Annotated in this window: 18 protein-coding genes and 2 tRNA genes; 7 read left to right on the top strand and 13 right to left on the bottom strand. The window is 66.8% G+C overall.

Translation table 11 applies throughout. From position 1 onward, the window contains the following. The first annotated feature begins 213 nt into the window (after window positions 1–213). From AC1DTF_RS28045 to pknB, 4 genes are read left to right on the top strand one after another with little or no spacing between them, the layout of a single operon-like run. Window positions 214–1,635: an FtsW/RodA/SpoVE family cell cycle protein gene (locus tag AC1DTF_RS28045; protein ID WP_057169139.1), complete on the top strand. Its 1,422-nt coding sequence runs from the start codon at window positions 214–216 to the stop codon at window positions 1,633–1,635. Continuing rightward, a complete protein-coding gene (gene pbpA / locus AC1DTF_RS28040) occupies window positions 1,632–3,107 on the top strand; it encodes a D,D-transpeptidase PbpA (RefSeq protein WP_057169140.1) in 1,476 nt (491 codons plus the stop codon). The genes AC1DTF_RS28045 and pbpA overlap by 4 nt, the downstream gene beginning before the upstream one ends. Then, a complete protein-coding gene (locus tag AC1DTF_RS28035) occupies window positions 3,104–4,297 on the top strand; it encodes a protein kinase domain-containing protein (protein WP_477476433.1) in 1,194 nt (397 codons plus the stop codon). Before pbpA ends, AC1DTF_RS28035 begins: the two co-directional genes overlap by 4 nt. Next, complete coding sequence (pknB, locus tag AC1DTF_RS28030; protein WP_477476432.1) at window positions 4,294–6,165, top strand: Stk1 family PASTA domain-containing Ser/Thr kinase; 1,872 nt, start codon at window positions 4,294–4,296, stop codon at window positions 6,163–6,165. Before AC1DTF_RS28035 ends, pknB begins: the two co-directional genes overlap by 4 nt. A 22-nt stretch (window positions 6,166–6,187) precedes the next feature. On the opposite strand, the gene AC1DTF_RS28025 is transcribed toward pknB, so the two are convergent. Further along, window positions 6,188–6,847: an aminodeoxychorismate/anthranilate synthase component II gene (locus AC1DTF_RS28025; protein WP_477476431.1), complete on the bottom strand. Its 660-nt coding sequence runs from the start codon at window positions 6,845–6,847 to the stop codon at window positions 6,188–6,190. Window positions 6,848–6,873: 26 nt separating this feature from the next. Beyond that, window positions 6,874–7,668 carry a DUF881 domain-containing protein gene (locus AC1DTF_RS28020; protein WP_477476430.1) on the bottom strand — a complete coding sequence of 265 codons (795 nt, stop codon included), beginning with the start codon at window positions 7,666–7,668 and terminating at the stop codon, window positions 6,874–6,876. Window positions 7,669–7,710: 42 nt separating this feature from the next. Here AC1DTF_RS28020 and crgA point away from each other — a divergent pair, with 42 nt between their 5' ends. Together crgA and AC1DTF_RS28010 are read left to right on the top strand one after the other, a co-directional pair. Then, window positions 7,711–7,992 (top strand): cell division protein CrgA, encoded by a 282-nt coding sequence (crgA, locus tag AC1DTF_RS28015; RefSeq protein WP_057169143.1) that lies wholly within the window; start codon window positions 7,711–7,713, stop codon window positions 7,990–7,992. Window positions 7,993–8,147: 155 nt separating this feature from the next. Then, window positions 8,148–8,561, top strand: coding sequence for a PH domain-containing protein (locus AC1DTF_RS28010; protein WP_057169376.1), 414 nt, complete (start codon window positions 8,148–8,150; stop codon window positions 8,559–8,561). Window positions 8,562–8,665: 104 nt separating this feature from the next. Here AC1DTF_RS28010 and AC1DTF_RS28005 read toward each other — a convergent pair whose 3' ends face one another. After that, a complete protein-coding gene (locus AC1DTF_RS28005) occupies window positions 8,666–9,202 on the bottom strand; it encodes a peptidylprolyl isomerase (RefSeq protein WP_477476434.1) in 537 nt (178 codons plus the stop codon). 56 nt (window positions 9,203–9,258) lie between these two features. Here AC1DTF_RS28005 and cwsA point away from each other — a divergent pair, with 56 nt between their 5' ends. After that, window positions 9,259–9,684 carry a cell wall synthesis protein CwsA gene (gene cwsA / locus AC1DTF_RS28000; protein ID WP_477476429.1) on the top strand — a complete coding sequence of 142 codons (426 nt, stop codon included), beginning with the start codon at window positions 9,259–9,261 and terminating at the stop codon, window positions 9,682–9,684. Window positions 9,685–9,744: 60 nt separating this feature from the next. Here the strand turns inward: cwsA and AC1DTF_RS27995 are convergent. The 10 genes from AC1DTF_RS27995 to AC1DTF_RS27950 all read right to left on the bottom strand — a co-directional run. Then, window positions 9,745–9,817 (bottom strand) — tRNA-Ala (locus tag AC1DTF_RS27995). Between the two features lie 129 nt (window positions 9,818–9,946). Continuing rightward, window positions 9,947–10,020 (bottom strand) — tRNA-Ile (locus tag AC1DTF_RS27990). 66 nt (window positions 10,021–10,086) lie between these two features. Continuing rightward, a complete protein-coding gene (locus AC1DTF_RS27985) occupies window positions 10,087–11,001 on the bottom strand; it encodes a DUF3566 domain-containing protein (RefSeq protein ID WP_477476428.1) in 915 nt (304 codons plus the stop codon). A gap of 48 nt (window positions 11,002–11,049) precedes the next feature. Then, on the bottom strand, window positions 11,050–14,868 hold the full coding sequence (gene gyrA / locus AC1DTF_RS27980; RefSeq protein WP_477476427.1) for an intein-containing DNA gyrase subunit A: 3,819 nt from the start codon (window positions 14,866–14,868) through the stop codon (window positions 11,050–11,052). Window positions 14,869–14,924: 56 nt separating this feature from the next. Further along, a complete protein-coding gene (gyrB, locus tag AC1DTF_RS27975) occupies window positions 14,925–16,952 on the bottom strand; it encodes a DNA topoisomerase (ATP-hydrolyzing) subunit B (protein WP_477476426.1) in 2,028 nt (675 codons plus the stop codon). Window positions 16,953–17,160: 208 nt separating this feature from the next. Then, complete coding sequence (locus AC1DTF_RS27970) at window positions 17,161–17,721, bottom strand: DUF721 family protein (protein ID WP_057169167.1); 561 nt, start codon at window positions 17,719–17,721, stop codon at window positions 17,161–17,163. Further along, window positions 17,718–18,878: a DNA replication/repair protein RecF gene (recF, locus tag AC1DTF_RS27965; protein ID WP_477476425.1), complete on the bottom strand. Its 1,161-nt coding sequence runs from the start codon at window positions 18,876–18,878 to the stop codon at window positions 17,718–17,720. The genes AC1DTF_RS27970 and recF overlap by 4 nt, the downstream gene beginning before the upstream one ends. A gap of 2 nt (window positions 18,879–18,880) precedes the next feature. Continuing rightward, window positions 18,881–19,774 (bottom strand): phosphogluconate dehydrogenase (NAD(+)-dependent, decarboxylating), encoded by an 894-nt coding sequence (gene gnd, locus AC1DTF_RS27960; protein WP_477476424.1) that lies wholly within the window; start codon window positions 19,772–19,774, stop codon window positions 18,881–18,883. Window positions 19,775–19,805: 31 nt separating this feature from the next. Further along, a complete protein-coding gene (dnaN, locus tag AC1DTF_RS27955) occupies window positions 19,806–21,005 on the bottom strand; it encodes a DNA polymerase III subunit beta (RefSeq protein WP_057169170.1) in 1,200 nt (399 codons plus the stop codon). Window positions 21,006–21,521: 516 nt separating this feature from the next. After that, the coding region (locus AC1DTF_RS27950) for a DnaA ATPase domain-containing protein (protein WP_477476423.1) at window positions 21,522–22,274 on the bottom strand (753 nt) is incomplete at its 5' end.

The raw sequence follows: 22,274 nt of genomic DNA, 5'->3' as shown, positions 1-22,274 counted from the left end.
GGCCCCCGCGACTCCCCCGCCGCCCACCTCGGGCACACCGCGCCCGGCCACCCCGCCGCCCGCGACCTCGGCCGCGCCTCCGCCGGCCACACCCGCGCCGGAGACCCCGACCACCGCAGCACCGCCRCCGCCGCCGCGTCCGACTCCTTCCCCGACAGTCACGGCTCTGCCCCCACCACCGCCGGAGCCGGGCACCAACTGCCGGACGGCGTCATGACCTCGTCGACCCAGCCACAGTCACCGGTCTCCGTCACCCCTCCCCTGCCCAATCGGCGCAATTCCGAACTGGCCCTGCTGATTTTCGCCGCGGTGATCACCACCGTGGCGTTGCTGATCGTGGAGGCCAATCAGGAGCAGGGCCTGGACTGGGATCTGGCCCAGTACACCCTGGGCTACCTCGCCCTGTTCGGCGCCGCGCATCTGGCGATCCGGCGCTGGGCGCCCTACGCCGACCCGCTGCTGCTGCCGGTGGTCGCACTGCTGAACGGGCTGGGGCTGGTCATGATTCACCGCCTCGACCTCGCTCAGCGTGAGCTGAGCCTGGACACCGTCGGCGGCAACGCCGACCAGCAGATGCTGTGGACCCTGGTCGGGGTGGCCGCGTTCTGCGCCGTTCTGGCGCTGCTGCGCGACCATCGCATGCTGGCCCGCTACGGCTACACCTGCGGCCTCATCGGCTTTGTGCTGCTTGTCATTCCGGCTCTGCTGCCGAGCCGGTTCTCCGAGCAGAACGGCGCCAAGATCTGGATCCGCTTCGAGGGCTTCTCCATTCAGCCCGCCGAGTTCTCCAAGATCCTGCTGTTGATCTTCTTCGCGGCGGTGCTGGTGTCCAAGCGCGAACTGTTCACCAACGCCGGCAAGCACGTCCTCGGTGTGGACCTGCCGCGCCCGCGTGACCTCGCCCCGCTGCTGGTGGCCTGGATCGCCTCGGTGGGCGTAATGGTCTTCGAAAAGGATTTGGGCACTTCGCTTCTGCTCTACGGCTCGTTCCTGGTGCTGTTGTACGTGGCCACCGACCGGCTGTCCTGGGTGGTCATCGGCCTGGCCCTGTTCGCCGCGGGCAGCGTGGTGGCCTACCAGCTGTTCGGACACGTCCGGGTGCGGGTGCAGAACTGGCTGGACCCGTTCGCCGACCCGGACGGCGCCGGCTACCAGATGGTCCAGTCGCTGTTCAGCTTCGCCACCGGCGGCATCTTCGGCACCGGCCTGGGTAACGGGCAGCCCGGCACCGTGCCCGCGGCCTCCACCGACTTCATCATCGCCGCGATCGGCGAGGAACTCGGATTGGTCGGTCTCGCAGGCGTTCTCATGCTCTACACCATCCTGATCATCCGGGGGCTGCGCACGGCCCTCGCGGTCCGTGACAGCTTCGGCAAGCTGCTGGCCGCCGGGCTGGCCTCCACACTGGCCATCCAGCTGTTCATCGTCGTCGGCGGGGTCACCAAGTTGATCCCGCTCACCGGGCTCACCACACCGTGGATGTCCTACGGCGGCTCGTCGCTGCTGGCCAACTATGTGCTGCTGGCCATCCTGGTGCGCATCTCGCACGCGGCGCGGCGCCCGATCGACACCACCCGGGCGCCCAACCCGGCGCCCATCGCGGCCGCTTCCACCGAAGTGATCGGCCGCGTATGAACAACTCGCTGCGCCGGCTGTCGGTCGTCTTCATGGCACTGGTGGTCCTGCTGCTGGCCAACGCCACCCTCACCCAGGTGTTCACCGCCGACGGGTACCGCGCCGATCCGCGCAACCAGCGGGTGCTGCTCGACGAGTACTCGCGCCAGCGCGGCCAGATCACCGCAGGCGGTCAGCTGCTGGCCTACTCGGTGTCCACCGACGGCCGGTTCCGTTTCCTGCGGGTCTACCCCAACCCGCAGACCTACGCCCCGGTCACCGGCTTCTACTCACTGGGCTACTCCAGCAGTGGCCTTGAGCGCGCCGAGGATCCCGTGCTCAACGGCTCCGATGAGCGGCTGTTCGGCAAGCGGCTGGCCGACTTCTTCACCGGCCGCGACCCGCGCGGCGGCACCGTCGACACCACGGTGCGGCCCGACGTGCAGGAAGCCGCCTGGGACGCCATGGCCGAGGGCTGCGACGGTCCGTGCAAGGGCGCGGTGGTGGCGCTCGAGCCCTCCACCGGCAAGATCCTGGCGATGGTGTCCTCACCGTCCTATGACCCGAACAAGCTGGCCAGCCACGACGGCGCGGTGCAGACGTCCACCTGGGACCAGCTGCGCGACGACCCGAACGCCCCGCTGGTCAACCGTGCCATCGCCGAGACCTACCCCCCGGGCTCCACGTTCAAGGTCATCACCACCGCCGCCGCGCTGCAGTCCGGCAGCACCCCGGACACCCAGCTGACCTCGGCATCGCGCATCCCGCTGCCCGACAGCACCGCCACGCTGGAGAACTACGGCGGCTCGGCCTGCGGCAACGGTCCGACCGCGTCGTTGCGTGAGGCGTTCGCCCGGTCCTGCAACACCGCCTTCGTCGAGCTGGGGCTCGACACCGGCGCCGACAAGCTGAAATCCACCGCGCAGGCGTTCGGCCTGGATTCGCCGCCGGCACCCATCCCGCTGCAGGTCGCGGCGTCCACTGTCGGCCCGATCAGCGACGGCGCGGCGCTGGGCATGTCCAGCATCGGGCAGCGCGATGTCGCGGTGACCCCGCTGCAGAACGCCATGGTGGCCGCGACCATCGCCAACGACGGCGTCACCATGACGCCATATCTGGTCGATACCCTCAAGGGACCGGACCTGTCCAATATCGCCACCACCGCCCCCACCGAACAGCGACGCGCGGTGTCACCGCAGGTCGCGGCTACACTTACCGATCTGATGGTCGGCGCCGAGCAGGTGACACAGCAGAAGGGAGCCATCGCCGGCGTGCAGATCGCATCCAAGACGGGCACAGCCGAGCACGGCACGGATCCCCGCAACACCCCGCCCCACGCCTGGTACATCGCGTTCGCGCCGGCGCAAGCCCCGAAGGTGGCCGTCGCGGTCCTCGTGGAGAATGGCGGAGACCGATTGTCCGCCACCGGCGGCGCAGTGGCCGCCCCGATTGGGCGGGCCACCATCGCCGCCGCACTCCGGGAGGCATCATGACGGCCCGGGTGGGAGTGACGCTGTCCGGCCGGTACCGGCTGCAGCGGCTCATCGCCACCGGCGGTATGGGACAGGTGTGGGAAGGACTCGACACCCGCCTCGGCCGCCAGGTCGCGATCAAGGTTCTCAAGGCCGAGTTCTCCGAGGACTCCGAATTCGTCGAACGGTTCCGCGCCGAGGCGCGCACCGTCGCGATGCTCAACCATCCCGGGATCGCCAGCGTCTACGACTACGGCGAGACCGAGATCGAGGCCGGCGAGGGCCGCACCGCCTACCTGGTGATGGAACTCGTCAACGGTGAGCCGCTGAACTCCGTCATCAAGCGCACCGGACGGCTGTCGCTGCGCCACGCCCTGGACATGCTGGAGCAGACCGGTCGCGCGCTGCAGGTCGCGCACACCGCCGGGCTGGTGCACCGCGACGTCAAACCCGGCAACATCCTGATCACCCCGACCGGCCAGGTGAAGCTCACCGACTTCGGCATCGCCAAGGCCGTGGACGCCGCACCGGTCACCCAGACCGGCATGGTGATGGGCACCGCGCAGTACATCGCGCCCGAACAGGCCCTGGGCCGCGACGCCACCGCCGCCTCCGACGTCTACTCACTCGGTGTGGTCGGCTACGAATCCGTATCGGGCAAGCGCCCGTTCACCGGTGACGGCGCCCTGACCGTGGCGATGAAGCACATCAAGGAGACCCCGCCGCCGCTGCCGCCGGACCTGCCACCCAACGTGCGCGAGCTCATCGAGATCACGCTGGCCAAGGAGCCCAACCACCGGTACCGCTCGGGTGGTCCGTTCTCCGACGCCGTCGCCGCGGTGCGCGCCGGACGCCGGCCACCGCGCCCGAACTCCGCGCCGACGATCGGACGGGCCGCGCCCGCGGCCATCCCGTCGGTCACCCAGGCACGTGCCGMAGCGGCCGCCGAGTACCGGCCCCCGCCCACGGCCTCGCGCCCGCGGGCCGCCACCGGAAGCCACCGGCCGCCGCCACCGCGCCGGACGTTCTCACCAGGACAGCGGGCCCTGCTGTGGGCCGCCGGTGTGCTCGGGGCGCTGGCGATCATCATCGCCGTGCTGATCGTGGTCAACGCGCAGGACAAGCGGGACCAACCCGCCCAGCAGGAGACCTCCACCAGCACCACCGTCATCGGCGTGCCGCCCGAGCCACCCCCGAGTGAGACGCCATGACCACCCCCCAGCACCTGTCGGACCGTTACGAACTCGGCGAGATCCTCGGCTTCGGCGGGATGTCGGAGGTCCACATCGCCCGGGACGTGCGGCTCCACCGTGACGTCGCGGTCAAGGTGCTGCGGGCCGACCTGGCCCGCGATCCGAGCTTCTACCTCCGGTTCCGGCGCGAGGCGCAGAACGCCGCCGCGCTGAACCACCCGGCCATCGTCGCCGTCTACGACACCGGCGAGGCCGACACCCCCAACGGACCCTTGCCGTACATCGTGATGGAGTACGTGGACGGAGTCACGCTGCGCGACATCGTGCACACCGAGGGTCCGATGGAGCCCAAGCGGGCCATCGAGATCATCGCCGACGCCTGCCAGGCACTGAACTTCAGCCATCAGCACGGCATCATCCACCGCGACGTCAAGCCCGCCAACATCATGATCAGCAAGGCCGGCGCGGTGAAGGTGATGGATTTCGGCATCGCCCGCGCGCTGGCCGACAGCGGTAACAGCGTCACCCAGACCGCGGCGGTCATCGGCACCGCGCAGTACCTGTCCCCCGAGCAGGCCCGCGGCGAGTCCGTCGACGCCCGCTCCGACGTGTACTCCCTGGGCTGCGTTCTCTACGAAATCCTCACCGGCGAGCCACCTTTCGTCGGTGACTCACCGGTGGCGGTGGYCTACCAACACGTCCGCGAGGACCCGGTGCCGCCGTCCACCCGGCACGCCGGCCTGTCCCCCGGCCTGGACGCGGTGGTGCTCAAGGCGCTGTCGAAGAACCCGGAGAACCGCTACCAGAGCGCCGCCGAGATGCGCACCGACCTGATCCGGGTGCACAGCGGCGAAGCGCCGGAGGCGCCGAAGATCTTCACCGATGCCGAACGCACCAACATCCTGACCAACACCGGTCCGCACGCCCGCGCGCTGCCCACCGAGCACATCCCGGCCGCCGGATACTCGCAGTCGTCGGGCAACGGATCGATCGGGCGCTGGCTCATCGCGGTCGCGGTGCTGGCCGTGCTGACCGTCGTGGTGACCATCGCGATCAACGCCTTCGGCAACAGCCCGCGCGATGTGCAGGTTCCCGATGTGACCGGCCAGGTGTCCGCGGATGCCATCGCCGCCCTGCAGAACCGGGGCTTCAAGACCCGCACCTCGTTGAAGACGAGTTCCACCGTCCCTCCCGACCACGTCATCGACACCGACCCATCCGCCGACACCGCGGTTGCGGCGGGTGACGAGATCACCATCAACGTCTCCGGCGGACCGGAGCAGCGCGCGGTGCCCGATGTCCGCGGGTTCTCCCTGGCAGATGCCACCCGCAAGATGCTCGACGCCGGATTCGGCCGGGTGCAGCCGTCGGAATCGGAGTCCACCCCAGAACTCAAGGGCAAGGTGCTGGGCACCAACCCACCGGCCAACGCGACCTCGGCGATCACCAACGTCATCACGATCATCGTCGGTACCGGTCCGGGCAGCGTGGTCGTGCCCGACTGCGTGGGGCAGTCCGTGGACACCTGCCGCCAGATCCTGACCGCGTCGGGCTTTGTGAACACGGTGCCCGTGGAGGTGGATGACACCGCACCGGCCGGCCAGGTCGTGGGCCTGAATCCGCCGCCGGGTCAGCCCGCACCCAAGGATGCCGTGGTGCAGATGCAGGTATCGCGCGGCAACCAGTTCCTGATGCCGAACCTGTCCGGCCAGTTCTGGGTCGACGCCGAGCCCAACCTACGCGCGCTGGGATGGACCGGGGTGCTCATCAAGGGCGCCAACGTCGACAACAGCGGTCAGCGCTCCAACGCGGTGGTGACCCAGAGCCCGGCCCCGGGCACCGGGGTGGGCTACCGGGACTCCATCACGATCAGTTTCGCTTCCTGAAGCGGAATGTGACCGGAAAGTCCTAGGCCCGAGCGGTGGCCGCCCGGACCGTGTCGGCGACTTCGGTTTCCAGCTTGCGGACCAGACCCTCATCGGGTGCCGCTCCGCAGTAGCCGAGCCAGTTGGCCAGCATCCGGTGACCGCCCTCGGTGAGGATCGATTCGGGGTGGAACTGCACCCCGTGGATCGGCAACTCGGTGTGCCGGACCGCCATGATGACGCCGCTGTCGGTGCGGCCGGTGGCCTCCAGCACCTCGGGCAGGGTCTCGGGCAAGATGGTCAACGAGTGGTAGCGGGTCGCCGTGAACGGCTCCGGAAGTCCTTGCAGCACACCGGCATCGATGTGATGGACGACGCTGGTCTTACCGTGCAGCAGTTCCGGGGCGCGGTCGACGGTGCCGCCGAAGGCCACCCCGATGGCCTGGTGCCCGAGACACACGCCGAGCAGCGGGGTGCGCGCCGACGCGCACGCCTCCACCAGCGCGATCGACGCGCCGGCCCGCTCGGGGGTGCCGGGGCCGGGGGAGAGCAGGATGCCATCGAATTCCGCGGCGATCGCATCCGGATCCGAGAGCCGGGCGTCATCGTTGCGCCACACCTGTGCGTCCACGCCGAGCTGGCCCAGGTACTGGACCAGGTTGAACACGAAGCTGTCGTAGTTGTCGACGACCAGAACCTGCATGCGATCAGGCTACTGGCCTGCGCACTCTAGTATCCGAGCGGACCGAGGGGCTTGGCGTAACGCATCCGCACCGGCGCAGTGTGGCCCACCAGCTCCACCTGGTCGCGGACCTGTTCGGAGTAGCCGAGCTCGAACCGCACCACGTACTGCTTGTACAGCGTCACCAGCGGCGCCGCGGCCAGCGCGGCCTGCATGGCCGGTACGTCGCCGACGGCGGTGACGACGTAGGGCGGGCTGTAGGTGCGTCCGTTGAGCAGCAAGGTGTTTCCGACGCACAGCGGCGCCGATGTCGCGACGATGCGTTGATCCTGCATCTGGATGCCCTCGGCGCCGGCACTCCACAGTGCGTTGAGCACCGCCTGGATGTCCTGCTGATGCACCACCAGGTCGTCGGGGGCGGCATCGATGGGGAAGCGGCCGTCGGCATCGCGCTGGGCGTCGTTCAGGGTGACCACCAGGCCGGGCCCGCGCAGCGGATCCAGCCCGGCCTGCTCGGCCAGGGTGTCCGAACGGCGGGTGATGGCGGCCAGCGCGGCATCGGCGCCGGGGGAGCCGCCGTGGTGGTGGTCGATCGTGGAGACCATCTCGTCGCGCCGGGCGGTCAGGCGGTCCACGCTCGCGCCGGCTTCACGCACGAGGTCGACCAGGCGGGGGGAGTCGCTGCGGCGGATCTCGTCGCCGCCGGATACGCCGTGGGTGGTGGAGAGCAGGAGTCCGGCGAAGACGCACACGAGGGGGACACCGAATCGCCACAGCGACCGGCGCCGGTTGGAATTCCCGGCGGCGGGCGCGGCTGCGTTAGGCTCAGGTTTCTGATCCATGTTCGAGTCCCGGCCGTTCTCCATCGTCTTCAAAGGTTAACCATGCCCAAGTCCAAAGTCCGTAAGAAGAACGACTTCACCATCAACCCGGTGAGCCGGACCCCGGTCAAGGTCAAGGCCGGCCCGTCGAGCGTGTGGTTCGTGGTGCTGTTCGTGGGTCTGATGCTGGTGGGCCTGCTGTGGCTGTTGGTCTTCCAGCTGGGCGCGACCGGCCTGGACGCCCCGACCTGGCTCGGCTGGATGGCGGATCTGGGCCCGTGGAACTACGCGATCGCCTTTGCCTTCATGATCACCGGACTGTTGCTCACCATGCGGTGGCGCTGACGCACGCGTGGCCCGTTTTGAATTCAAAACTGCTGTCGTGCGTTACCCGTACCGCAACCTGGTCGTAACCCAATCACACCGTTGTGATTCATCCCCATTGTGGATAGCGCCTGTGGATAACTTCAAAGCCCCCGGTGAGACGGTGTCCTGACGTGATCCAGCAAACTAGTTGGGCTCCCAAAACTATCGGCATCGTGTGGATCGGAATCATCGGTGTCGCGATGGCCCTGGTGGCTGTGACTGTGGTCACAGACCTTCCCGGACGTGTCCTGGGCGGCGTTGCCGCACTGGGTTTGATGCTGTTTGCAACAGCTTCCTGGCGCGCACGTCCGAAACTGGCAATCACCGGAGCCGGTCTGGAGATCCGCGGCTGGCTGAACACCCGGGTGCTGGCGAAGGACGACATCACCCTGATCCGGATCACCGAATTCCGCCGGTTGGCGCGCAAGGTGCGCCTGCTGGAGATCGACACGGCCGATGACCGGCTGTATGTGTTCACCCGGTGGGACCTGGGCACCAACCCGCTGCAGGTGCTCGACGCGCTCACCGAAGCCGGCTACGCACGCTAGAAGGTCCCGCGAGCGTGCGTGTCTGTCGCCGGACACACCGCTCCGATCCCAAAGAAAACGCACGTTCACCGGCAACCGGCGAACGTGCGTTTCAGGGGTTTTCGTCAGGAGATGGTGACGGATTCGATCACGACGGGCTCGTTRGGCCGGTCACTGCGATCGACCGCCGTGGTGGCGATGGCGTCGACGACCTTCTGCGATTCGGGATCGACGACCTCGCCGAAGATGGTGTGCTTGCGGTTCAGGTGCGGCRTGGGGCCGACCGTGATGAAGAACTGCGAGCCGTTGGTGCCCGGTCCGGCGTTGGCCATGGCCAGCAGGTAGGGCTTGTCGAACTGCAGTTCGGGGTGGAACTCGTCGGCGAACTGGTAGCCCGGGCCGCCACGGCCGGTGCCGGTCGGGTCGCCGCCCTGGATCATGAAGCCGTCGATGACCCGGTGGAACACTGCGCCGTCGTAGAACGGGCCCGACGTGCTGCCGGAAGCGTTCTCGGTGCTGTAGTCCTTGGTGCCGTTGGACAGGCCGTTGAAGTTCGAGACCGTCTTGGGGGCATGGTTGCCGAAGAGGGCAATCTTGATGTCGCCACGGTTGGTGTGCAGCGTCGCGGTCGCTGTCTGAATGGGGCTCGTCACGGAATCCAGTCTGCCATTCGCGGTTCGGCGGCCRCCTCCGGCCCCACGCGAATAGGCTTGCCGTCATGAGTGCGAAGACGACCACCGCCCGGTTGACGCCCCGCGAACGGTTCGCCCGCGGCCTGAAGTATTCGACTGTGGGCCCGTATGACATCACCAGGGGAGCGGTGGGGATCACCGCAGGCACCATCGGCTCGTCGGCAGGCTGGCTGCGCGACCAGTACCGCAGCGGCAAGCTCCGCGAGGAGCTGGAGACCGCCCAGGACRTGGTGGCCGGTGAGCTCGCCGCGGCCCAGGAGGTCATCGCCAACCTGCCCCAGGCGTTCCAGGAGGCGCGGCGCTCGAAGCGTCGTCCGCGACCGATCGTGCTCGTCGCCGCCGGGGTGGGCGTGCTGGCCGTCGGGGCCGTGACGTTCTCCATCGTGCGGCGCTCGATGCGCCCCGAGCCGTCCGCGCTGCCGCCGAGCGTCGAGGTGACCCCGAGGCCCTAGGCGCGTGGCAAAGATTGGCGCACAAACGGTTTCACACCACGTGCGGGACTGAGATTTGTGTGGAGCCTAGGAGATTCGAACTCCTGACATCTGCCTTGCAAAGGCAGCGCTCTACCAACTGAGCTAAGGCCCCTTTCGGGGTTATGCGAGCCGGTCCTCGGTGGTGTGCCAGACCTCGACACCGTGCCGGGATCGGTAGACGATCACCGCTACGGCTGCCAGCACCGCCACCAACACCAGCCTCATGGTGCATACCCTTCCGTGGGCCTAGGAGGACTCGAACCTCCGACCTCTTCGTTATCAGCGAAGCGCTCTAACCACCTGAGCTATAGGCCCGTAACAACCTTTACGGCCGAGCGACGAGATTACCGTAACCACGGCCCATCGCCCAAACCGCGTGGATCAGTCCCGATCCGCCAGGGTCACCTCGACGCCGCCGACCAGGTCGGTGATGAGGTTGTAGATGAACGCACCGGCGGTCGCCATCGCCGTCAGCAGCACGATATTGACCAGACCGATCAGCGTGGCACCGCCGAAAATCGTTCCGCTGGAGATGAGTTCGCCGCCGGTCCCGCTGTCACTGGTCAGCAGGTCACCGACGTTGCTGTTCAGCTTGGTCCACACCCCCATGCCGCCGAGGACCAGGTACAGGAAGGCGACGGCGATCATCCAGACGAAGAACAGCGCGCCGGAGAGCACCAGGGAGACCTTGAGGGTGCTCCACGGATCGATCCGGCGGATCTGCATGCTCGCCCGCACGGGGCCCGCAGACTTCTTGGCCACCTGCACCCGGCCGGCCGGAGCCGGCGGGCGCTGCTCGGCGGGCGCGGGGRCGCTCGCCGGGCGGGCCGATCGCGACTGCGCGGACAGATCCGGCAGCTCGCTGGCGTAATTCTCCGAACGCTGGCCCTCGGGCCGTTCCGGCGCACGGCTCGGGACGACCTCGGTGTCCCGGTTGGCCGTGCTCGGGCCCCCGGAGATGAACTGTCCGAGGCGGGCATCGGTGCCGGGGGAGCGCACCGGCGGACGCTGAGCTTCCGGCGGACGTTGCGCATCGGAGGGACGCTGGGCCTCGGTCGGCCGGGGCGTCTCCGGTGGCCGCTGCCCTTCGGTGACCCGGGGCGCCTCCGCGGGACGGGGCGGGGTGCCCTGCTCCGCCGGACGCGGCCCGTTCGCCCGGGCAGCCGGTCCCCGTTGCCAGGGAGGAACGTCGCCGGACTCGGCGGCCGCGCGTCCCGGCGGCCCGGCAGGCGCTCCGTTGGCGCTGCCGGGGCCCTCGCCCGCACGCGGGTGTCCGGGCTCGTTCGGTGAAGTCACCTAGCGGCTCCTTGTCTCAGGCCGTGCCGAGATGGCAGCGGCGTCGCGTCACGTTGCGTCGGGCTCGGTGCTGTCGGGTTCGATGGCTTCGGGTTCGGCGCCCTCGACCTCGTCACCGTCAGACTCGTCGCCGCCTTCGGCATTCCGCGCAATCGCAATCAGTGTGTCGCCCTCGCCCAGGTTCATCAAGCGGACGCCCTTGGTCTGGCGCCCGGCCTTGCGGACCTGGCGAGCGGCCGTCCTGATGACACCGCCGCCGGAGGTGATGGCGTACAGCTCGGTCTCATCGTCGACGATCAGCGCTCCGACCAGACTGCCACGCTTGGGGTCGTACTGGACGGTGAGGATGCCCTTGCCGCCACGGCCCTGCGCGGAGTACTCCTCGATCGCGGTGCGCTTGGCGTAACCGCCGGACGTCGCGACCAGCAAATACGTGCCCTCCCGGACGACGTTCAGCGACAGCAGCTGGTCTTCTTCGTTGAACCGCATGCCCTGCACGCCGGAGGTGGCGCGGCCCATCGGACGCAATGCCTCATCGGTGGCCGAGAACCGGATGGACTGGCCCTTCGCGCTGACCAGCAACAGGTCTTCCTCGGCCGAGCACAGCACCGCTCCGACCAGTTCGTCGTCATCGCGCAGATTCACCGCGACGATGCCACCGGAACGGTTCGAGTCGAAGTCGGTGAGCTTGGACTTCTTGACCAGCCCCTTGCGGGTCGCAAGCACCAGGTACGGGGCGTCCTCGTAGCTCTTGAGCTGGATGACCTGGGCGATGCGCTCCTCTGGCTGGAACGCCAGCAGGTTGGCGACGTGCTGGCCACGGGCCGTCCTCGACGCCTCCGGGAGCTCGTAGGCCTTGGCCCGGTACACCCGGCCCTGCGTGGTGAAGAACAGGATCCAGTCGTGGGTCGAGCAGACGAAGAAGTGGTTGACGATGTCGTCCTGCTTGAGCCCCGCGCCCTGAACACCCTTGCCGCCGCGCTTCTGGCTCCGGTAGAGGTCGGACTTGGTGCGCTTGGCGTAGCCGGTCTCGGTGATCGTGACGACGACCTCTTCACGGGCGATGAGGTCCTCGTCTGCGACGTCACCGTCGGCCGGGACGATCCGGGTGCGCCGGTCATCGCCGTACTTGTCGGCCAGTTCGGCCAACTCGTCGTGCACGATCGCGCGCTGCCGCTCCGGCTTGGCCAGGATGTCCTCGAGGTCGGCGATCTCGGCTTCGATCTTGGCGAGGTCGTCGACGATGCGCTGGCGCTCGAGAGCGGCGAGGCGCCGCAGCTGCATGTCCAGGATCGCCTGCGCCTGGATCTCATCGACATCGAGCAACTCGATCAGGCCCGACCGCGCGACGTCGACGTTGGCCGACGCCCGGATCAACGCAATGACCTCGTCGAGCGCGTCGAGTGCCTTGACCAGACCCCGCAGGATGTGGGCCCGTTCGTTGGCCTTGCGCAGCCGGTAGATGGTCCGCCGCACGATGACGTCCAACTGGTGCACCACATACAGCCGGATCAGCTGATCGATGCGCAGCGTGCGGGGCACGCCGTCGACGATCGACAGCATGTTCGCGCCGAAGCTGGTCTGCAGCTGGGTGTGCTTGTAGAGGTTGTTGAGCACCACCTTCGCCACGGCGTCGCGCTTGACCTCGACGACGATCCGCAAGCCGACGCGGTCGGAGCTCTGATCTTCGATATTGGAGATGCCGGCGAGCTTGGCGTCGCGCACCTGGTCGGCGATCGAGGTGATGAAGTTGTCGTGGTTCACCTGGTAGGGCAGCTCGGTGATCACCAGCAGCGTGCGTCCCCGGGAGTCCTCCTCGACCTCCACGACACCGCGCATGCGGATGGAACCGCGGCCCGTGGTGTACGCGTCGTGGATGCCCTGTGAACCGACGATCAGGCCGTAGGTGGGGAAGTCGGGACCCTTGACCCGCTCACACACGGCCGCCAGCGTCTCTTCCTCGTCGGCCTCGTAGTTGTCCAGGCACCAGAAGACGGCCTCCGCGAGCTCACGGAGGTTGTGCGGCGGCATGTTGGTGGCCATGCCGACCGCGATGCCTCCCGAACCGTTGGCCAGCAGGTTCGGGAACCGGCTGGGAAGGACGGTCGGCTCCTGCACGCGGCCGTCGTAGTTCGGGATGAAATCGACTGTCTCTTCGTCGATTTCGCGCAGCATCTCCATGGCCAGCGGTGTCAGCCGGGCCTCGGTGTTGTGGCTGACGAAGCCGTTGGTGATGAACGCATGGTCATCGGTCTGTACTCGCAGGCTGTAGACCGGCTGCACACCGGCTTCGGTGACGCTCGCGACCCGTGCGTAGTAGAAACGGCCGTCGGTGAGGTCGGCTGCAATGGCGCGGGCATCCGCATCGGCGATGTGGGACAGAATCTCGGCGCCCCCGCTCCGCCAGCGCGACAACCGGTCGATGTTGTGCTTGCGCAGCCACTCCTTGTCGACCCAGCGCCCGCCGCCATGCGTACGGATGAACTCTCCGAGACCGGGAACGAAATCGCGATCCAAGCCGGCCGCGACGGTCGGCAGTGCGCCGAGAATCTCACGGAGCTTCTGCTGCTTGGCGCCCCCGAAGCCGATCTGGGCGGCGAAGGTTTCCGCATGACCGCGATTCGTGATCACGACCTTGTGCTCGCCATTCGCATGGCGATATCGATGCGAGACGACACCGAACTCGAGGAGTAACTGTTGGACGTCAACTGCCAGTTGGCGACTGCGGGTCGAGTAGGAGATCTGAACCGTACTGCGGGGCAGGCTCGAGCAGGAACCGTCACCCTCGAACAACGCTTGCAGGAATGCCCGCTTGACCCCGGTGGTGGAATTCCACAACCACTGCGGCACAACCTTGGCCGCAGAACGCTGGTTGCACAACTCACCCAGACGCGACGTCCTCAAAGCCGAAACATTGTGGATGTCGAGTTCGTGCAGCAGTGACCCGGAAGCGATTGTGCGCGAGGACAAGTACCGAGGACCGCCGACGACGGCGTCATAGGCTGCCACCACCACGTCGAAGAACTCGCGGTCCAGGTTGTTGAACCCGGCCCGGTTCTCCGAGACAAACCCCTCACTGATGAAGGCGCCCGCGAGCAGGCCCTCCATCACGGCCAGCCAATCGTCGAATCCGAACTCCGTCGCCGGGGTGCGCTGCAACGCGACGACGTCGCCCGGACGAATCTCGTCGGTCAGCTTCCACAACAGTGTCGGAACGCCCGCGACGTCCACCAGGCAGAGCAAGGGGTGATTGGCCGTGCCGGTAACCGAGAATCCTTCATCCGTGGTCACCGTGAAGGTCTCGTGGTCGCCTGAGTGGAAGACGCGGTCCACTGACGCCGGATTGCCGTGTCGATCCAGAACCTTCAGATCCACCACTGCATCGGTGTTCGGACGCTGTCCGGGCACAATGCCGTCGATGCGTACCGACTGCCCCATCGGCAACCGGACCATTGCATCGCCGGTGACGCAGTAACGCATGGCCGCCGGCGGGTCGTTGCCCGGCGAGCCGAAGTTGCCCTGGCCGTCGACGAGGGGGTAGCGCAGCGACCACGGCTGGGCCATCCGGACCAGGGTGTCGTAGATCGACGAGTCACCGTGCGGGTGATAGTTGCCCATGGTCTCGGCAACCGAGCGCGCCGATTTCGCGTGACCGCGGTCGGGCCGGAAGCCCGAGTCGTACATGGCGTAGAGCACGCGACGGTGCACCGGCTTGAGCCCGTCGCGGACCTCCGGGAGTGCGCGGCCCACGATGACGCTCATCGCGTAATCGATGTAGCTGCGCTGCATCTCCTGCTGGATGTCGACCGGTTCGATGCGATCGGTGGTTGCGCCGTCGTCGCCCGGGGGCAGGGTGGTGTCTGTCATGTGCTCCTCGCTCGTCTATGAGCAGCTGGGAATGGGAAGAGAAAGGTCAACGGGCGTCAGACGTCAAGGAAGCGAACATCTCTCGCGTTACGGGTGATGAAGCTGCGTCGGGCTTCGACGTCCTCACCCATCAGGATGGAGAACAGTTCGTCGGCTGCGGCCGCGTCATCGAGGGTGATCCGGCGAAGCACCCGTGCGCTGGGATCCATTGTGGTTTCCCACAGTTCCTTGGCGTCCATCTCTCCGAGACCCTTGTAGCGCTGGATGCCGTCCTCGGTGTTGATCTTGCGGCCTGCCGCCCGGCCGGCCTCGAGCAGGCCGTCCCGCTCACGGTCGGAGTAGGCGAATTCGGGTTCGCTGCGTTGCCATTTGAGCTTGTAGAGCGGCGGCTGCGCGAGGAAGACGTGTCCGTTCTCGATGAGCGGTTTCATGAACCGGAAGAGCAGCGTCAGCAGCAGTGTCGAGATGTGCTGACCATCGACGTCGGCGTCGGCCATCAGAACGATCTTGTGATACCGCAGCTTGGCGATGTCGAACTCATCGTGGATGCCGGTGCCGAGCGCGGTGATGATCGCCTGGACTTCGGTGTTCTTCAGCACCCGGTCGATACGGGCCTTCTCCACGTTGATGATCTTGCCGCGCAGCGGAAGAATCGCCTGGTACATCGAGTCCCGGCCGCTCTTGGCCGAGCCGCCGGCCGAGTCACCCTCCACCACATACACTTCCGACAGACGCGGATCCGTCGAGCGGCAGTCGGCGAGCTTGCCGGGCAGACCACCGATGTCGGTGGCGCTCTTGCGCCGCACCAGTTCCCGCGCCTTGCGCGCCGCCATCCGGGCTTGCGCCGAGGAAACCGCCTTGTTCACAACAGTCTTGGCTTCGGCCGGGTTGGCCTCGAACCAATGGCTGAGCTGTTCATTGCAGATCTTCTGGACGAAGGACTTGACCTCGGTGTTGCCCAGCTTGGTCTTGGTCTGACCCTCGAACTGCGGGTCGCTGACCTTCACCGAGATGACGGCTGCCAGGCCTTCCCGGATGTCGTCGCCGGTGAGGTTCGCGTCCTTCTCCTTGAGCAGCTTTTTGTCCTTGGCGTACTTGTTGACCACCGTGGTCAACGCGCTGCGGAAACCCTCTTCATGGGTGCCACCCTCATGGGTGTTGATGGTGTTGGCGAAGGTGTGCACCGATTCCGAATAGCCGGCGTTCCACTGCATGGCGATCTCGACCTCGTGGCCGGGACCCTTGCCGTCGAAGTCGATGATGCTCTGCTGGATCGCGGTCTTGGTGCGGTTGATGTGCTTGACGAAGTCCACCAGCCCGCCGGGGTAATGGTAGGAGCGGTGCTTGACCTTGTGCGGGCCCTTGGCCTCCGCCTCCTTCTCATCTGCGGACTTCGGCGCCTCGGCGGTATCGCTGACGACCTCGTCGACCACCTCATCGGCGGTGACGCGCTCGTCGATGAGGTCGATGGTCAATCCCTTGTTCAGGAATGCCATCTCCTGGAGGCGGCGGGCGATGGTCTCGAAGTCGTAGTTGGTGGTTTCGAAGATGTTGGGATCCGCCCAGAACCGGATGGTGGTGCCGGTCTTCTTCGTCGGCTCACCCTGGCGCAGCGTGCCGGGCACCGAGTATTCGTAGGTCTGGAACCACTCGGACCCGTCCGTGCGGATGTCGGCCTCCAGGCGCGTGGACAGCGCGTTGACGACGGACACCCCGACGCCGTGCAACCCGCCGGACACCTGGTAGGCGCCCTCCTCGAACTTGCCGCCGGCATGCAGCACGGTCATGACCACATCGACGGTCGGGATGCCGGTGCTGTGCATCGCGACGGGGATGCCGCGGCCGTCATCGGTGACCTCGACGCCGCCGTCCTCCAGGATGCGGACGTCGACCTTGCTGGCGAATCCCGCCATCGCCTCGTCGACCGCGTTGTCCACGACCTCCCACACCAGGTGGTGCAGGCCGCGCTCGCCCGTGGATCCGATGTACATGCCCGGACGCTTCCGGACCGCCTCGAGGCCCTCGAGCACCTTGATCGACTCCGCACCATATGCGGTTGGGGCACTGTTCTTCTGGGCAGCCACGTTGGACGCGTCTCCTTGGGGTTCGCGGGGGGCGGTTCGATACCGCCGGCAAAGCTCCCCACAGTCTACCGTTACGCACTGTCAGGACTGAATCTGTAGCGGCGTTTCCACCTACCTAACCGCGCCGTGCGCGGAATTTCTGGCCTATCGGAGCGTCGGGACGCTCAAGCAGCTCGTTTTCCGGCGTATCGAGGGCCTGAGGCGACCACTATCCGTAGGTGTCCCGCGGGCCACGTCCGGGCACGCTGCGGTTGCCCTTGCGCCAGGATGGAGCCACCGGTCCCTGGATCTTCATCGAGGTCACCACCCCGTCCCCGACGGCGGCCGCGATCTTGGCCAGCAGCTGGGCCTGCACCATCCGCAGCTGGGTGGCCCAGGCCGTCGATTCGGCCGACACCGTCAGCACCCCGTCGCGCAGGCTGGTCGGCACCGCATGGTCGGCGATCTGGTCGCCGACGACCGTCGCCCACTGACCCATGACCGATCCCTCGGCGACCTGCTTGGACCAGCCACGTGACTGGGCGAGGTCGCGGGTGGCGGCACTGAACGTCTGCGGATCACGGGCGTCCGGACCGGGGCCCGACCATCGCCGGCGCTTACCGCCGGCCGCCGGCGCACGCTTGGCGGGTGACACCCTGCCGCGACCGACATCCTTGCCCTGGCTGCGTGCGGCACCGCGGGCCTCCTCGAGCGCCCGGCGCACCATGTCCATGCCGGTCAGACCGGCCAGATGATCGGGCGGTCCCTGAACCTCGTCATCCGCGGTCATGTCAGCACCTCCGAAATACGTCCGCTGTCATCATCGCGCATGCCGACCTCGATGCGGCGCACGTCCCAGTCGGCGGGAAGATCCTCCGAGACGGCTGCCGTGACCAGAACCTGCTCCGCGGATGCCGCCACCTTGGCCAGCGCCTTCCGTCGTGCACTGTCGAGCTCGGCAAACACATCGTCGAGCAGCAGCACCGGGTCAGAACCCTCGGTACGCAACAGCTCGTAGGCGGCCAGCCTCAAACCCAAGGCCATGGACCATGATTCGCCGTGACTGGCGAATCCTTTCGCGGGTTGCTCGCCCAGACGCAGCTCGAGATCGTCACGATGCGGCCCGACCAGGCAGACGCCACGTTCGAGTTCTGCGGAGCGCTTGCGGCTCAATTCCTCGAGCAGTGCGGACTCGTAGATCCCCGGATCGACGGTGCCCGCGCTCGCTTCATTCTCGACGATCTCGACCGAGCTCCGGTACCTGATCGCGGCGGGCCGCGACGCCGGTGCCAGTAACTGATAGGCCTTCTCCACCTCGGGTGCAAGCTGGTTGACCAGATCTACACGCGCCGAAATGAGTTGGGCGCCATGGGATGCCAGATGTCCGTCCCAGGACTCCAGGGTGTCCAGCATCGAGGTGTCGCCGCGGTGGCGTGCCGGCCCCGCGGATTTGAGCAGTGCGGTGCGCTGCCGGACCACCTTGTCGTAGTCGGCGCGCACACCCGCGATCCGGGGCCGCCGGGTGGTCGCGACCTCGTCGAGGTACCGGCGGCGTTCCGAGGGGTCGCCGCGCACCAGCGCCAGATCTTCCGGCGCAAACAGCACCGCACGCAGGACACCCAGGATCTCGCGCGGGCTGCGGACCGGTGAGCGATTCAGCCGGGCCTTGTTCGCGCGTCCGGTGGTGATCTCGAGATCGACACCGAGTTCGCGGCCTTCGTTGACGACGATGGTCGAGACCACCGCACGCTCGGCGCCCGAGCGAATCAGCGGCGCGTCGGAGGCCACCCGGTGCGACCCCAGAGTCGCCGAATACCAAAGAGCTTCAATGAGATTGGTCTTGCCATAGCCATTCGGTGCGACGAAAACCGTGTGTCCGGGCTCGAGTTCCAGGTCGACCCGCGGCCAGGACCTGAAGTCCGTCAATCCCAAATGGCGTACGTACAAAACTAGCCGGATTCCGAAATCCGCTGCACCGCATGGCCACCGAACTGGTTGCGCAGCGCGGCAACTGCCTTCATGGTCGGTGAATCTTCCTGCCGGGACAGGAATCTGGCGAACAACGAAGCGGCGATACCAGGAACGGGGACGCGCAGCCGGATGGCTTCCTCGACCGTCCAGCGGCCCTCACCCGAGTCTTCGGTGTACCCGGTCAGATTGTCCAGGCCCGGATCTTCCTTCAACGCCTTGGCCAGCAACTGCTGCAGCCAGGACCGGACCACCGTGCCATTCGTCCAGGCCTGGTACACCGCTTGCGGATCCTTGACCAGATCCTCCGCGGCGAGCAACTCGTAGCCCTCGGCGTACGCGGTCATCAACGCGTACTCGACGCCGTTGTGCACCATCTTGGTGAAATGGCCGGCACCCACCGGGCCGGCATGCACGAATCCGTCGGCTTGTTCGCCGGGGGGGCGCAAGGTGTCGAAGATCGGCATGGCGCGGGCAATGTCCTCATCGCTGCCGCCGACCATCAACCCATAGCCCTCGGTGAGACCCCAGATGCCGCCCGACACACCCGCGTCGATGAACGAAACTCCCTTGTCACCCAACAGTTTCGCGTGCAGACCGTCTTCGGTGTAGCGCGAGTTGCCACCGTCGATCACCAGGTCACCCGGCTCGAGCACCTCCGCGAGATCCGCAATGGTCGTGCGGGTGACTTCACCGGAGGGCACCATCACCCACACCGTGCGTGGTGCCGGCAGAGCCTCGGCCAACGCGGCCAAGGTCGGCACATCCGTGACCTCGGGGCGGGGGTCGTAACCGACCACCTCGTGGCCTCCCGCACGCAGGCGTTCCCGCATGTTGAAGCCCATTTTGCCCAGCCCGATCAACCCGAGTTGCATATGCGTGCATCCCTCCGCGACGGTCAGCCGGTCAGCCCGGAAGCCGCACCGGCATCAACAAGTAGACATAGTCGGTCTGCGCGGCGGGGAACGGCCCCGTTGCGCCGGCCTCGACACCATTGTCCCCCGCGGGACGCAACACCGCGGGACGGCTGGGTGTCGTGAAGCCGAATGTCACACGCTCCGAGCGCAACGAACCCAGACCATCGGTCAGATACGTCGGGTTGAACGCGATGGTCAACGGCTCGCCGGCGAAATCCACCTGCAGATCTTCCTCGGCACGACCGACATCGTCAGCGCCTGCGGACAATCTCACGCCGTCCTCGTTGAACTCCATCCGGACCTGGGCACCACGATCGGCCACCAGGGCCACGCGCTTGATCGCTTCGGTCAGTTCGGCGACGCCGACGGTCGCGACCGCCGTGTGCTCGGTCGGAAGCAACTGACGGAACTTCGGGAATTCGGCGTCCAGCAGCCGGGTCGTGGTGCGCTTGCCGTTGCTGCGGATACCGAGCAGGCCCTCTTTACCGACGGCCGCACCGGCACCGAGTGCCAGGTGCACTTCGGTTCCGTCGGTGCCCGTCTTGGCCGCCTCGGACAAAGTCTTCGCCGGCACCAGCACCGCCGCCTCGACCCCTGCGGAATCCGTCGACCAGGTCAGCTCACGCACGGCGAGGCGGAATCGGTCGGTGGCGGCCAAAACAACCTTGTCGCCGGAAATCTCGACGCGGATGCCGGTCAGCATCGGCAGCGTGTCATCGCGGCCGGCCGCGACGGCGACCTGGCCGATGGCCTCGCCGAACAGCTCGGCGGACACCACCCCGGTCTCATCGGGCAGCGCGGGCAGCGACGGGTAATCCTCGACGGCCATGGTGGGCAGCGAGAAGCGGGCGCTGCCGCAGCTCAGCGACACCCTGGTGCCTTCGACGCTGACGTCGACGGGCTTGGCAGGCAGTGACCGGGTGATATCCGAGAGCAGCCTACCGGATACCAAAGCGCTTCCAGGAGAAGCGATCTCAGCCGCGACGCGAACCTCGGCGGAGGTTTCGTAGTCGTATCCGGAGATGGTCAGACCGTCATCGGAACCGGTCAGCAGCACGCCGGCGAGCACCGGAACGGTAGGCCGGGACGGCAGACTGCGGGCAACCCACGCCACCGCATCGGCAAAATCCTCACGTACCAGACGGAACTTCAAATCGGTGAGACCAACATTCGTCGTCACCACGTCCATAACGTCCCTTCGATCTACCGCATCAACCAGCACCAACCAGCGGATTCCCCGTGTCACTCCGAGCGTAGTCGCGAACTGGTCGACGATCGCACCGGCGTATCGAATCACCACCGTAGAGCGTTCGGCGCGAACTTGAAAGCGATTCGCTCGCGAAGCGCGCAGCCCCGGAGGGGCCTCGATCGGTGTGGTTCGAGCTCTGTCCCCAACAGCCTGCTTTTAGAAGATGAACCTTCTAGAGATAAAAGCAACAGTAATAGGTCCTGTGGAAGCTGTGGATGAAGGCTGCTCGGTGCAGGTCGCGGGCGCGCCGGGGGTGTGCGCAGGTTGTGGAGCAATATCGGGCGGATTGGTGGTCCCTGTGGATAACACGGTGATTGTGGAGTGCACACCGGGTTGACGACAGGTTTCACGCAAGTTGTGCACAGCAGTTTCCACACCGATTTTTTGTGACGAGTGGTGCGAACGGGTCACAAGTTTTTCGAAATTTTTTGTCGCCGGAACGACTCGAGAGTGGGCTCAGCGCTTGGAGCGCTGGCGGATCCGGGTGGTGAGTTCCTTGACGTGATCGAAGATCTCACGCCGCTCGGCCATGCCGTCGCGGATCTTGCGCTCGGCGTACATGACGGTGGTGTGGTCGCGCCCGAAGGCTTCACCGATACGTGGCAGTGACAGATCAGTGAGCTCACGGCACAGGTACATGGCGATCTGACGGGACTGCGCCAGCGCACGGGTCTTACCGGGCCCACGGAGCTCTTCGATCGAGGTCTCGAAGTACTCGGCGGTGGCGGCCATGATGGTCGCGGTACTGATCTGCATGGTGCTGGAGTCCGAGATGAGATCGCGCAGCACGATCTCGGCCAACGATTTGTCGATCGTGGTCTTGCTCAGCGACGCGAAAGCGGTGACGCGGATCAGGGCGCCTTCGAGCTCACGAATATTGCGTTCGATGCGGCTGGCGATCAGCTCGAGCACGTCATCGGGCACGTCCARACGATCCATCTGCGCCTTCTTACGCAGAATCGCGATGCGGGTCTCCAGCTCCGGGGGCTGCACGTCGGTGATCAGGCCCCATTCGAAACGGGTCCGGAGCCGGTCCTCGAGGGTGGCCAGCTGCTTGGGGGAGCGGTCCGAGGAGATGACGATCTGCTTGTTCGCGTTGTGCAGTGTGTTGAAGGTGTGGAAGAACTCCTCCTGGATGCCGTCCTTGCCCTCGATGAACTGAATGTCATCGACGAGCAGGATGTCGACATCGCGGTAGCTGCGCTTGAA

It is taken from the genome of Mycobacterium sp. P4_H6, assembly GCF_056400845.1.
Note: the sequence above shows the minus strand (reverse complement) of the source record. Positions and strands in the feature narration are given on the sequence as shown.